Origin of the sequence: Pseudomonas sp. URMO17WK12:I7, assembly GCF_003269045.1 — a bacterium.
GTDB classification, from domain to species: domain Bacteria; phylum Pseudomonadota; class Gammaproteobacteria; order Pseudomonadales; family Pseudomonadaceae; genus Aquipseudomonas; species Aquipseudomonas putida_J.
In genome coordinates this window covers 62,213-75,427 of the sequence record NZ_QLTL01000002.1, presented here as the reverse complement: position 1 = coordinate 75,427, position 13,215 = coordinate 62,213, and the positions used below count along the sequence as shown (strand labels likewise).

The 13,215-nt window shown below is 63.8% G+C and carries 9 protein-coding genes; 2 read left to right on the top strand and 7 right to left on the bottom strand.

Going from position 1 to position 13,215, the window contains the following annotated elements; genetic code table 11:
• The first annotated feature begins 128 nt into the window (after positions 1–128).
• Entirely contained in the window at positions 129–2,438 is a 2,310-nt protein-coding gene (locus tag H040_RS02520; protein WP_027920265.1) for a TonB-dependent receptor, read from the top strand.
• Positions 2,439–2,540: 102 nt separating this feature from the next.
• Positions 2,541–5,096: a PepSY domain-containing protein gene (locus H040_RS02515; protein ID WP_027920266.1), complete on the top strand. Its 2,556-nt coding sequence runs from the start codon at positions 2,541–2,543 to the stop codon at positions 5,094–5,096.
• Positions 5,097–5,246: 150 nt separating this feature from the next.
• On the opposite strand, the gene H040_RS02505 is transcribed toward H040_RS02515, so the two are convergent.
• The 7 genes from H040_RS02505 to ispG all read right to left on the bottom strand — a co-directional run bounded on the left by H040_RS02505 (position 5,247) and on the right by ispG (position 13,213).
• Complete coding sequence (locus H040_RS02505) at positions 5,247–6,038, bottom strand: amidohydrolase (RefSeq protein ID WP_027920267.1); 792 nt, start codon at positions 6,036–6,038, stop codon at positions 5,247–5,249.
• Positions 6,026–7,174 (bottom strand): pyridoxal phosphate-dependent aminotransferase, encoded by a 1,149-nt coding sequence (locus H040_RS02500; RefSeq protein WP_027920268.1) that lies wholly within the window; start codon positions 7,172–7,174, stop codon positions 6,026–6,028. The genes H040_RS02505 and H040_RS02500 overlap by 13 nt, the downstream gene beginning before the upstream one ends.
• A gap of 211 nt (positions 7,175–7,385) precedes the next feature.
• The gene (der, locus tag H040_RS02490) at positions 7,386–8,849 is read right to left on the bottom strand and encodes a ribosome biogenesis GTPase Der (RefSeq protein WP_027920269.1); all 1,464 of its coding nucleotides are present in this window, start codon (positions 8,847–8,849) and stop codon (positions 7,386–7,388) included.
• A gap of 116 nt (positions 8,850–8,965) precedes the next feature.
• The gene (gene bamB, locus H040_RS02485) at positions 8,966–10,108 is read right to left on the bottom strand and encodes an outer membrane protein assembly factor BamB (protein WP_027920270.1); all 1,143 of its coding nucleotides are present in this window, start codon (positions 10,106–10,108) and stop codon (positions 8,966–8,968) included.
• Positions 10,109–10,750 carry a tetratricopeptide repeat protein gene (locus tag H040_RS02480; protein ID WP_027920271.1) on the bottom strand — a complete coding sequence of 214 codons (642 nt, stop codon included), beginning with the start codon at positions 10,748–10,750 and terminating at the stop codon, positions 10,109–10,111. It lies immediately after the preceding gene.
• Between the two features lie 39 nt (positions 10,751–10,789).
• A complete protein-coding gene (gene hisS / locus H040_RS02475; RefSeq protein WP_027920272.1) occupies positions 10,790–12,079 on the bottom strand; it encodes a histidine--tRNA ligase in 1,290 nt (429 codons plus the stop codon).
• 24 nt (positions 12,080–12,103) lie between these two features.
• Positions 12,104–13,213, bottom strand: a complete 1,110-nt coding sequence (gene ispG, locus H040_RS02470) for a flavodoxin-dependent (E)-4-hydroxy-3-methylbut-2-enyl-diphosphate synthase (protein WP_027920273.1) — start codon at positions 13,211–13,213, stop codon at positions 12,104–12,106.
• Positions 13,214–13,215: the final 2 nt, after the last annotated feature.

Genomic DNA, 13,215 nt, shown 5'->3' with positions numbered 1-13,215 from the left:
CAGTAAAACGTAAAGAGAATTTGTAAAGATTGTAAATTCTTAGCGAATGGTAACGAGTCTCAATTGTGCCTTACAAACCCTTACATTAACATCCGCGGCCTTAACACCCTTGGGGAAGGCCTACAACAATGCGTCACGTACCATCTGCAGTGAGCTCACCACGCCTGATCGTCTCGGCCATCGGGGTCGCCCTGAGCGCTTCCGGCGCCTACGCCGCCGACCCGGCCACCCGCAATGCCGTTACCCTCGACGCCACCAGCGTCAATGGCAAGGCAGAGCAGGCCAGCACCGATTACAAGGTCGAGAAGGCCTCCTCGCAGAAGTACACCGCCCCGTTGGTAGACACCCCGCGTTCGGTCACCGTAATCCCGCAGCAAGTGATCAAGGACACCAATGCCCTGACCCTGCAGGACGCCCTGCGCACCGTACCGGGCATCACCTTCGGTGCCGGTGAAGGCGGCAACCCGCAAGGCGACCGCCCATTCATCCGCGGCTTCGACGCCCAGGGTGACACCTACCTGGACGGCGTGCGCGACACCGGCGCCCAGACCCGCGAGATCTTCGCCATCGAATCCGTTGAAGTGGCCAAAGGCCCGAACTCGGCCATCGGTGGCCGTGGCGCCGCCGGCGGTACCATCAACCTGGTGAGCAAGCGTGCACACCTGGGCAACTCGCTCGACGGCGCCTGGACCTGGGGCAGCGACCAGACCCAGCGCTACACCTTCGACGGTAACTACCAGTTCAGCGACACCGTTGCCGGCCGCCTGAACCTGATGACCCACGAAAGCAACGTCGCTGGCCGCGACAAGGTCAACTACGACCGCTGGGGTATCGCCCCATCGCTGGCTTTCGGCCTGGGCACCGCGACCCGCGTCAACCTCGACTACTACCACCTGGAAAGTGACGACCTGCCAGATTCGGGCATTCCGTACACCATCCCGACCGCAGGTAGCGCAGCGCGCACCTCTGCTCACCCGAGCAAGCCAAACGACGGTGGCGACAGCGACAACTTCTACGGCCTGACCGACCGCGACTTCCGCAAGAGCCGCGTCGATATCGCCACCTTCGCCATCGAGCACGACCTGACCGACGCGCTGACCATCAAGAACACCTTCCGTCACGGCAACAGCATGCAGGACTACATCCTGACCCAGCCCGACGACAGCAAGGGTAACGTCAACAATGGCAGCGTCTGGCGCCGTGCCAACACGCGTGTGGGCAACACCTCCACCACCACCAACCAGACCGACCTGTTCGGTGAGTTCTACCTGGGTGGCATGAAGAACAGCTTCTCCACCGGTATCGAATTGAGCCGTGAAGAAAGCGACCGCGAAACCTACAACGTCGACACCGATACCGTCCCCGGCGGCGCAGCGAACACCAACTGCACCCCAGGCATGATCGGCGCCACCAGCGGCTACAACTGCACCTCGCTGAGCAACCCGAACCCTGACGACCCATGGAACGGTGCGATCTCGCGCAACTACGCTGGCACCAACACCAAGAGCAACACGCGGGCCATCTACGTGTTCGATACCCTCGAACTGTCGCCACAGTGGCTGCTGAACATGGGCCTGCGTTACGACCACTTCGACACACAGTACCGTGGCTACAACGCCAACGGCAGCACTGCGGTAAGTACCAAGGGCATCGTCTCCAAGGGCAAAGACACCAGTGAGTTCGTCACCGGCCAGCTGGGCCTGGTGTGGAAGCCGGCCGACAACGGCAGCATCTACGTGTCCTACGCCACCTCCGCAACCCCACCCGGTGCGCTGCTCGGTGAAGGCACTGAAGGTAACCCGCTGGGCAACACCACCGATCGCAGCGGCAACTTGCTGAGCAGCGACATGGAGCCGGAAGAAACCACCAACTACGAAATCGGTACCAAGTGGGACCTGCTCGACGAGCGCCTGTCCCTGGCCGCCGCGCTGTTCCGCACCGAGAAGGAAAATGCCCGCGTCCAGGTGAACACCAACACCTACGAAAACGTCGGCGAAACCCGCGTGCAGGGCATCGAGCTGTCGGCCAGCGGCAAGATCACCGACAAGTGGCAGGTATTTGCCGGCTACACCTACATGGAAGCGCGCCAGATCGACGGCGGCCCGCTGGGCAAGGCCAACGATGGCAACCAGCTGCCGAACACGCCGAACAACAGCGCCAGCCTGTGGACAACCTACTCGATCACGCCGAAGCTGACCGTCGGTGGCGGCGCCTTCTATGTGGATGACGTGTACGGCAGCGTGGCCAACACCACCATGGTCGACAGCTACGTACGCTACGACGCCATGGCCGCCTACAAGCTGACCAAGAACGTCGACCTGCAGCTGAACGTGCAGAACCTGACCAACGAGGTGTACTACGACAAGGCGTTCTCCACCCATTTCGCCAACCAGGCGGCGGGCCGGACCGCATTGCTGACCACCAGCGTCCACTTCTAAAGCAGCACCCCCAAGCCCCGTTCATTCCAGTGAGCGGGGCTTTTGCGTATCAAGGCATAATGCACGCCGCGCAGGTTGCGGCAGCAAGACAAGGTGATCGATGTGGTGAAGAAGACACTGTTTCAATTGCACTGGTTCTTTGGCATCACCGCCGGCCTGGTGCTGGCCTTGATGGGCATTACCGGCGCGCTCTACTCGTTCCAGGAAGAGCTGCTGCGCGCCTTCAACGCCGATGTGCTCAAGGTCGAGGTCCGCGCCGAGGGCGTGCTGCCACCGGCCGAGCTGGTGCGTCGGGTCGAGGCCGAGCAAGGCGACAAGGTGTCGATGCTGTGGGTGGACGTGCGCGAAGGCAACGCCGCGCGGGTGTTCTTCACCCCGCCACCGGGTGAGCGCCGCGGCGCGCTGCGCTATGCCGACCCCTACACCGGCGAGCTCAAGGGCGAGGCAGCCGGCCAAGGCTTCTTCAGCCTGATGCTGACCCTGCACCGCTTTCTCGCCATGGGCGACACCGGCCGGCAGATCACCGGTGCCTGTACCCTGATGCTGGTGTTCTTCTGCCTCTCCGGTCTGTACCTGCGCTGGCCGCGCAAGGCGCTGAACTGGCGCACCTGGCTGACCCTCGACTGGGCCAAGAAAGGCCGCGCCTTCAACTGGGACCTGCACGCCGTGGCCGGCACCTGGTGCCTGCTGTTCTACCTCCTGTTCGCGCTGACCGGGCTGTTCTGGTCCTACGAATGGTACCGCTCGGGCCTGAACACACTGCTGGCTGACGAACCTGCTGCCGGCCAGCAGCAGAAGCGCGGTGAAGGCCGTGGCCGCCATGGGCCACCCAAGGTCGACAAGAACGCACCGCCGCTGGTGGTCGACTACGACGCCATCTGGGCCAACCTCAAGTACGCTGCCGGCCCGGGCCTGGCCATGTACAACCTGCGCCTGCCCCCGGCGGGCGGGCAGCCGGCCAACCTGTTCTACCTGCTTGAAGACGCGGCCCACCCGCGCGCGTTCAACACCCTGGTGCTCGACCCGGCCACTGGCCAGGTCAAGCGCCAGGACCGCTACACCGACAAGTCTTTCAAGGCGCAGTTGCTGCAGAGCGTCTACGCCCTGCACGTCGGCGAATACTTCGGCCTGCCGGGGCGCATCATCGTCACCATCGCCAGCCTGACCATGCCGCTGTTCTTCGTCACCGGCTGGCTGCTGTACCTCGACCGCCGGCGCAAGAAGCGCCAGGTACGCACCGCACGCAACAACGTCGACGGCAACCAGGCCAGCGGCGAGAGCTGGCTGATCGGCTTCGCCAGCCAAAGCGGCCTTGCCGAACAACTGGCCTGGCAGAGCGCCGGGCAGTTACAGGCCGCCGGCTTGCCAGTACAAGTACGCGCCCTGGCCGACCTGGATGAAGAAGCCTTGCGCCAGACCCGCCGCGCCCTGTTCGTGGTCAGCACCTTCGGCGACGGCGAGGCGCCGGACAGTGCCCGTGGCTTCGAGCGCAAGGTCCTCGGCCAGCCGTGGGCGCTGAACAACCTCAGCTACGCCCTGCTCGCCCTGGGCGACCGCCAGTACCCGCACTTCTGTGGTTTTGCCCGGCGCCTGCAGGCCTGGCTGGGTGATCGTGGTGCCAGCAGCGCGTTCAGCCCGGTGGAAGTGGACAATGCCGACCAGGCCGCACTGCAGCAGTGGCAGCAGGAGCTGGCGCAACTGACCGGGGCTCAACCGGTAAGCGCCTGGCAGCCGCCGCGTTTCGGCAACTGGACGCTGGTGCAACGCGAGCTGCTCAACCCAGGCAGCCAAGGTCAACCGGTCTACCTGCTGGGCCTGCGGCCTGAGCAACCGGCCAGCTGGGAGGCCGGTGACCTGGTGGAAATCCTGCCACTCAATGGCCAGGCACGGATTGATGCGTTTCTCCAAGGCATGGCACTGGACGCCAAGGCCAGCGTGCACGTCGACGGCCTGCAGGAAAGCTTGAGCCAGGCACTGGCTGGCCGCCAGCTGCCGAGCCGTCGCGATCATCTGCTTGGCTTGCAGCCGCAGGCATTGGTCGATGCTTTGGTGCCCATCGGCAGCCGCGAATACTCGATTGCCTCGATCGCCAGCGATGGCGTACTGGAACTGATCGTGCGCCAGGCGCGCCATGCCGATGGCAACCTCGGCCTGGGGTCCGGCTGGTTGACCGAGTACCTGCCGCTCAATGGCACCTTGAACCTGCGCGTGCGCCGCAACAGTGGCTTCCACCTGCCCGAGGCCGCCGCACCGATGATCCTGATCGGCAATGGCACCGGCCTGGCTGGCCTGCGCAGCCTGATCCGGGCCCGCATCAATGCGGGCGAGCAGCGCAACTGGTTGCTGTTCGGCGAGCGTAACCGGGCACATGACCTGCTGTGTGGCGCCGAGCTGCAAGGCTGGCTCGACAGCGGCGACCTGGCGCGGCTGGACCTGGCGTTCTCGCGGGATCAGGCCGAAAAAGTGTATGTGCAGGATGTGTTGCTGCAGCACGCCGAGGCATTCAAGGGCTGGGTGGCGGACGGGGCTTGTGTGCATGTCTGCGGCAGCCTGCAAGGCATGGCTGCGGGGGTAGATGCAGCGCTCAACGGCATGCTGGGGGAAGACGCTGTGCAGCAGCTGATCGAGGATGGGCGGTATCGGCGGGATGTGTACTGACTAGCCATGCCGCCGCTTGTAGGAGCGGCCTTGTGTCGCGAAAGGGCCGCGAAGCGGCCCCAGCAGTCTTCGCATCACGGCTGAGATCCTGGGGCCGCTTCGCGGCCCTTTCGCGACACAAGGCCGCTCCTACAAAGGGCCGGGCGCGCCTTAGTGCAGCTCGAAGGTGTCGGCATCCAGGTTGGCCGGGAACTTGGTGCGGTAGGCCGCCAGTTCCACCGCACTCAACACCGCAGTAAACACCCCGTCCGCCTCGCCTGCACTGAGCAGGCTCTCACCCTGGAAATCCAGCACCTGGCTGTCCCCGGAATAGGCAAAGCCCTTGCCATCGGTGCCCACCCGGTTCACTGCAGCCACATAGCACAGGTTCTCGATACCCCGCGCCGGCAGCAGCCGGTTCCAGTGCTGGCGGCGTGCCGCTGGCCAGTTGGCGGTGTACAGCAGCAGGTCGGTATCCTGGGCATCACAACTCCACACCGGGAAGCGCAGGTCGTAGCAGATCAACGGGCGCACCCGCCACCCCTTGACCTCGAACTGCACCTGGCGCTCACCCGGGGTGTAGTGCTTGTGCTCACCGGCCATGCGGAACAGGTGACGCTTGTCGTAATGCAGGATCTCGCCATCCGGCCGCGCCCACAGCAAGCGGTTGCGGTGGCTGCCGTCGGCGGCCTGGATGATCACGCTGCCGGTAATCACGGCATCGATGCGCTTGGCCTGGGCCTTCAGCCATTTGTACGTCGGGCCGTTCTCGGGCTCGCAGAGGGTTTCCGACTGCATGGAAAAACCCGTGGTGAACATCTCCGGCAGGACCACCAGGTCGGCGCCACGGGCCTGGTCAAGCAGCACCTCGAAATGCGCGTAGTTGGCCTCACGGTCATGCCACGCCAAGGTGGTCTGGACCAAGGCGACTTTCAGGTTGGGCAGTGCACTCAGATCGCGCATAGTTTTTCCGCTGCCTGACGCAGCGTCTCCTCACGTTTGGCAAAGCACAGGCGTACCAGGCGTTGCTCGGGGATGGGTTGCTGGTAGAACACCGAGACCGGAATGGTCGCCACACCGTGCTCGCGGGTGAGCCACAGGGCCATGTCGACATCGTTCAGGTCCGGGCGGATCTGCGAGTAGTCCACCAACTGGAAATAGGTACCCGCCGTGCGGGTAAAGCTGAAACGCGAGCCCTCCAGCAGGTCGCAGAACAGGTCGCGCTTGGCCTGGTAGAACGCCGGCAGCTCATCGATGTGCTCCGGGTGCTCGGCCATGAAATCGGCCAATGCGCACTGCAGGGGCGTCACGCCACAGAAGTTGACGTACTGGTGCACCTTGCGCAGTTCGGCGCTCAAGGCCGGTGGGGCGATCACGTAGCCGGTTTTCCAGCCGGTGACGTGGTAGGTCTTGCCGAACGAGCTGATGACGAACGCCCGCTGGTAGAGCTGCTCATGGGCCAGCACGCTGGCATGGCGCACGCCGTCATAGACCAGATGCTCATAGACTTCGTCGCTGATCAGGTAGATCTCGCGGTCGGCGATCAGCCGGGCCAGCTGCTCGAGGTCTTCACGGGTGATCAGCGCGCCACTGGGGTTGTGCGGTGAATTGAGAATGACCATGCGCGTGCGCGGGCTCAGGGCATCGCTGAACTTCTGCCAGTCGATGCGGAAGTCACCGTCGCTCAGTTGCACATGCACGCAGCGCCCGCCCGCCAGCTCCACGGAGGGCTCGTAACTGTCGTAGCAGGGATCGAAGACGATCACCTCGTCACCGGGGTGGATCACCGCCTGGATGGCACAGAAGATCGCTTCGGTGGCGCCTGGGGTGATGGTCACTTCCTGGTCGGCATCGACCTGGGCGCCATACAGCCTTGCGACCTTGGCTGCCACCTGCTGGCGCAGGGCCGGCAGGCCGGTCATCGGCGAGTACTGGTTATGCCCGGCGGCCACGTGCCGGCCGACGGCATCGAGCAGCGCCTGTGGGCCGTTGAAGTCGGGGAAACCCTGGGACAGGTTGAGCGCGCCGGTCTGCACGGCGAGCTGGGACATGGTGGTGAAGATGGTCGTGCCGACATTCGGCAGTTTGCTGCGGATCATGGAGCCCTCTTTCCTGGGGTGTATCCGGCACGGGGTGGAGTCCGAGCATAGCGGATCGAGCGGTCAGGAAAAAGGTTGAAACAATAGGGGGATTGCGCTGGATCAAGAGGCCCATTCGCGGGTAAACCCGCGCCCACAGGTACTGCACTGAGCTCAGGAGCAGCGCTATCCCTGTGGGAGCGGGTTTACCCGCGAAGAAGTCGACTCGGAATCAGCGCTTGTCGCGGCGCTTCTTCTCGGCCTTCTTGTGGTGCGACATCAGGCGGCGCTTCTTGTTGACCTGGCGATCGGTGAGGGTGTTCTTCTTGCCCTCGTACGGGTTTTCACCGCCCTTGTACTCGATGCGGATCGGCGTACCGACCAGCTTCAGCACACGGCGGTAGGTGTTCTCCAGGTAACGCGAATAAGATTTCGGAATCTTCTCGGTCTGGTTGCCATGGATCACGATCAGCGGTGGGTTGGCACCACCGAGGTGGGCATAGCGCAGTTTGATACGGCGGCCATTGACCAGCGGTGGCTGGTGCTCGCTGACGGCATCTTCGAGGATTTGCGTCAGGCGGCTGGTCGGCCAGCGGGTGACCGCCGACGTGAACGCAGCCTGTACCGACTTGTACAGGTGGCCAACGCCAGTGCCGTGCAGGGCGGAGATGAAGTGGATGTCGGCGAAGTCGACGAAGAACAGCCGGCGCTCCAGCTCGGTCTTCACATAGTCACGCTCGCCCGGCTCCATGCCATCCCACTTGTTCAGGGCGATGACGATGGCGCGGCCGGCTTCCAGGGCGAAGCCCAGCAGGTTGAGGTCGTGGTCGACCACACCTTCGCGGGCGTCCATGACAAAGATCACCACGTTGGCGTCCTTGATCGCCTGCAGGGTCTTCACCACCGAGAACTTTTCGACTTCCTCGTGGATCTTGCCGCGCTTGCGCACACCAGCGGTGTCGATGAAGGTGTACTTCTCGCCATCACGCTCGAACGGGATGTAGATACTGTCACGGGTAGTACCCGGCTGGTCGTACACCACCACGCGCTCTTCGCCGAGCATGCGGTTGACCAGGGTCGACTTGCCCACGTTCGGGCGGCCGATGATGGCGATCTTGATGCCATCCTTCTCGCTCGGGCCTGGGATACGTAGCGCTTCCTCGCCTTCGGCGACTTCGGCGTCCAGCGCTTCCTCGACCTGATCACGCGGGATGTGGCCGAGTACCGACTCCATCAACGCGTTGATGCCACGGCCCTGGGAACCGGCTACCGGAATGGCATTGCCCATGCCCAGCGGCGAGAACTCGGCGCGAGCAACGTCGGCGTCGATGTTGTCGATCTTGTTGGCCACCAGGATCGCCGACTTGTTGCGTTTGCGCAGGTGCTCGGCAATCATCTGGTCGGCAGCGGTCATGCCGGCGCGGGCGTCGACCAGGAACAGCACATAGTCGGCTTCTTCGATGGCCATGAGCGACTGCTCGGCCATCTTCTCGTCCATGCCCACCTCGTCACCGGTGATACCGCCGGTGTCGATGAGGATGAAGGAGCGACCCTGCCAGCTGGCATCACCATACTGGCGGTCACGGGTCAAACCCGACAAGTCACCGACGATGGCATCGCGGGTCTTGGTCAGGCGGTTGAACATGGTGGATTTGCCGACGTTCGGGCGGCCCACCAGGGCGATTACGGGAACCATGCGGCTCTCCACTCTTGAATTCTTGAAAATGCAAAGGCCGCTGCAAGGCAGCGGCCGGAGTTCGGGCGGCGTGTCCTACGCCGCGGCCTGAAGCCGCCAAGGCTTCAAGCATAGCTTCAGCGGATGGTCAGTGCCTCGAGCTTGCCGCTGTTGCCAAAGACGTAGATGGTGTCGCCGACCACAAGTGGGCGGGCACGCAGGCCATCGCTGTCGATACGCTCACGGCCGACGAAGCGGCCATCGACCTGGCTGAGCAGGTGCAGGTAACCCTCGAAGTCACCTACAGCCACGTAGCTGGAGAACACTTCAGGTGCAGTCAGCTGACGGCGGGCCATCGAATCGTTGCTCCACAGGGCGCTGGAAGAGCGCTCGTCGACGCTTTCAACGGTACCGGTGGCTTCACTGACATAGACGTTGCCGTAACCCTGGGCGACACCCACGTAGCTGGAGGCATCACGCTGCCACAGCACACGGCCGCTTTCCAGGTCCAGGCCCGCGACGCGGCCCTGGTAGGTGCTGACGTACAGGGTACCACCGGACAGCAGCAGGCCGCCGTCGATATCGACCACGCGGTCCAGCTCGGAACGGCCCTGCGGGATGGCCACGCGGCTCTCCCACACCGGTACGCCGTTGTTGATATCCACCGCGACCACCTTGCCGGTGGACAGGCCGGCGACAGCCAGGCGGTTGGTGGCGATCGGCGCGCCGGTGCCACGCAGGGTCAGCACGGCCGGGGTGTTTTCGTAGATCCAGCGGCGGTCGCCAGTGGCGGCATCCAGGCCGATAAGGCGGTCGTCCTGGGTCTGCACCACCACAACGTCACCGTTGTTGGCAGGCGGAGCCAGCACTTCGCTGGTGACGCGCGCCTTCCAGCGCTCCTCACCGGTGCTGGAATCCAGGGCGATCACTTCACCCTTGAGGGTGCCGAGCATGACCAGGCCGTAGCCGACACCGACCGCGCCGGAAACCGGCTTGTCCAGGTCCTTTTTCCACACCACGTCACCGGTGATGCGGTCGAGGGCGAAGACTTCGCCGTTAACGTCGGAGGCGTAGATACGGTCGTTCTCGATCGCCGGAACCAGGGTGTTGTAGGTTTCGCCCTGGCCGTCACCGATCGAACGGCTCCACTGCTTTTTCAGCACTACTTCTTCGGTGAACTTGGTCAGCTCGGCCGGAGGCAGTTCCTTCTTGCTGTTGCTGCTGCAACCTGCGGCCAGCACGGCCAGGGTCAGCACTGCTGCTTGTTTCCAACCGATCACTTACGCGTCCCCTTTGGCCAGGTCATCCAGCTTCAGTTGCAGGCCACCGACCGCTGCTTCATCAGACAGCGCGGCCTTGGCTTTTTCGTAGGCACTGTGGGCATCGTCGCCGCGACCCAGTTGCACCAGCAGGTCGCCCTTCAATTCTTCACGGCTGGCCAGGAACGCCTTGTCAGCGTCGCCGTCGAGCAGTTTGAGGGCCTCTTCGGCCTTGTTCTGGGCGGCGAGCACGCGCGCCAGGCGCTGGCGCGAGATTTCGCCCAGGGTGACGTCGGCCGGCTTGTCCAGCACGCTTTTCAGCTCGGCAGCGGCGTCGTCGAGCTTGCCGCTCTCGACCGCGACCTTGGCCACGAACAGGCTGCCGTACTGGGCGTACGCAGTGCCGCCGAACTCGCTCTTGAGCTTGCCGGCCAATTCCGCGACCTTGGTCGCGTCTGGCTGGCCGCTCGGCGTCAGGCTGGTCTCAAGCAAAGCCTGATACAGCTGCGAGGCACCTTGCGACTGGTTGCTCTGGTACTTGTGCCAGGTGTTCCAACCCAGCACCACCACGCCCGCCAGCAGCGCGCCAGTCAGCAGCGGCTTGCCGTTGCGGTTCCACCAGTCCTTGACCCCTGCCAGGTCATCATCATCGGTACTCGACACCCCAATACTCCTTTTCGCCTATTCGCTTGTTGAACCGCGTTACGCCTGAGCGATCACGGTTTCCAGGTGCTCAGCCAGAGCATCCCAGGCAATGTTCTGTTGTTCGCCCTGACCACGCAGGGGCTTCACGCCGATCTCTTGCTTGGCCAGTTCGTCGTCGCCAAGAATCAGGGCGAACAGCGCGCCGCTCTTGTCGGCTTTCTTGAACTGGCTCTTGAAGCTGCCGCCACCGGCGTTGACCGCCAGGCGCAGGCCCGGCAGGCGATCACGCAGGCCTTCGGACAGGCGCAGGCCGGCCAGTTCTGCCTGCTCGCCAAAGGCGCACAGGTAGACGTCGATGGTGCGGTTGATCGACTCGGGGACCTTGCCGAGGGTTTCCAGCAGCAGGATCAGGCGCTCGATACCCATGGCGAAACCGACACCAGTGGTCGGCTTGCCGCCCATCTGCTCGACCAGGCCGTCATAACGGCCACCGGCACAGACGGTGCCTTGGGCGCCGAGCTTGTCGGTGACCCACTCGAACACGGTCTTGCTGTAGTAATCCAGGCCACGGACCAGCTTGGTGTTGATCACGAACGGGATGCCGGCTGCGTCCAGTCGAGCCTTGAGTCCCTCGAAGTGCACGCGGGAATCTTCGTCCAGGTAGTCTTCCAGCTTCGGCGCGCCGACCAGCACCGCCTGGGTGCCCTGGTCCTTGCTGTCGAGGATGCGCAGCGGGTTGCTCTTGAGGCGGCGCTGACTGTCTTCGTCGAGCTGCTCCAGGCGCACCGAGAGGAACTCGACCAGCGCGTCACGGTAGCGGGCACGGGCTTCGCTGGTGCCCAGGCTGTTGAGCTCGAGCTTGACCGCGTCCTGGATGCCCAGCAGGCCCCACAGGCGCCAGGTCAGCATGATCAGCTCGGCGTCGATGTCCGGACCGTCCAGGTTGAACACTTCCACGCCAATCTGGTGGAACTGGCGATAGCGGCCCTTCTGCGGGCGTTCGTGGCGGAACATCTGGCCGATGTACCAGAGTTTCTGCACCTGGCCGTTGCCGGTGATGCCATGTTCCAGCACGGCGCGCACGCAGGCAGCAGTGCCTTCAGGGCGCAAGGTGAGCGAATCGCCGTTGCGGTCCTCGAAGGTGTACATCTCTTTTTCGACGATGTCGGTGACTTCACCAATCGAGCGCTTGAACAGCTCGGTGAACTCGACGATCGGCGTGCGGATCTGGCTGTACCCGTAGGTGTCCAGCAGGCCGGCGACGGTGCCTTCGAAGTAGCGCCAGAGCGGCGACTGCTCTGGCAGGATGTCGTTCATGCCACGGATGGCTTGCAGCGATTTGCTCACGAAAAGTCCTTACGAATCTGTGTGTCAGCTGCGGGCGATCAGCGCCGCGTCAGCCTCGACCTTTTCGGCCGCTTTCTGGCGGATGAGCTTTTCCAGCTCATCGACCAGGTTGTCATTGGTCAGTTTCTGCGCCGGCTTGCCGTCGATGTAGACCAGGTTCGGCGTGCCGCCGGTAAGCCCCACGTGGGACTCCTTGGCTTCACCAGGGCCGTTGACCACGCAACCGATCACCGCCACGTCCAGCGGCACCAGCAGGTCTTCCAGGCGCCCTTCCAGCTCGTTCATGGTCTTGACCACATCGAAGTTCTGCCGCGAGCAGCTCGGGCAGGCGATGAAGTTGATGCCACGCGAACGCAGGTGCAGCGACTTGAGGATGTCGTAGCCGACCTTCACTTCCTCGACCGGGTCGGCCGCCAGCGAGATACGGATGGTATCGCCAATGCCTTCGGCCAGCAGCATACCGAGGCCGACCGCGGATTTCACCGTCCCCGAGCGCAGGCCACCGGCTTCGGTGATGCCCAGGTGCAACGGCTGGATGATCTGCTTGGCCAGCAGGCGGTAGGCTTCGACGGCCATGAACACGTCGGAGGCCTTGACGCTGACCTTGAAGTCCTGGAAGTCCAGGCGGTCGAGGTGCTCGACGTGACGCAGGGCCGATTCGACCAGCGCGGCCGGTGTCGGCTCGCCGTACTTCTTCTGCAGGTCCTTTTCCAGCGAGCCGGCGTTGACGCCGATGCGGATCGGGATACCACGGTCGCGAGCCGCATCGACCACCGCGCGCACACGGTCTTCACGGCCGATGTTGCCCGGGTTGATGCGCAGGCAATCGACGCCAAGCTCAGCCACACGCAGGGCGATCTTGTAGTCGAAATGGATATCGGCAACCAGCGGCACGCTGACCAGTTGCTTGATCTTGCCGAACGCCTCGGCGGCGTCCATGTCTGGTACCGAGACACGCACGATGTCGACGCCGGCATCGACCAGGCGCTGGATCTGCGCCACGGTGGCCATCACATCGTTGGTGTCGGTGTTGGTCATGCTCTGCACAGCGATGGGGGCATCCCCCCCCACCGGCACATTGCCGACCCAGATTTTGCGGGATTCGCGACGTTTGATCGGAGATTCGCCGTGCATGA

Excerpts from the sequence above, each read along its gene's own strand:
- H040_RS02520 (WP_027920265.1), top strand. The coding sequence starts at position 129 with ATGCGTCACGTACCATCTGCAGTGAGCTCACCACGCCTGATCGTCTCG.
- H040_RS02505 (WP_027920267.1), bottom strand. The coding sequence starts at position 6,038 with ATGCGCGATCTGAGTGCACTGCCCAACCTGAAAGTCGCCTTGGTCCAG.
- H040_RS02500 (WP_027920268.1), bottom strand. The coding sequence starts at position 7,174 with ATGATCCGCAGCAAACTGCCGAATGTCGGCACGACCATCTTCACCACC.
- der (WP_027920269.1), bottom strand. The coding sequence starts at position 8,849 with ATGGTTCCCGTAATCGCCCTGGTGGGCCGCCCGAACGTCGGCAAATCC.
- ispG (WP_027920273.1), bottom strand. The coding sequence starts at position 13,213 with ATGCACGGCGAATCTCCGATCAAACGTCGCGAATCCCGCAAAATCTGG.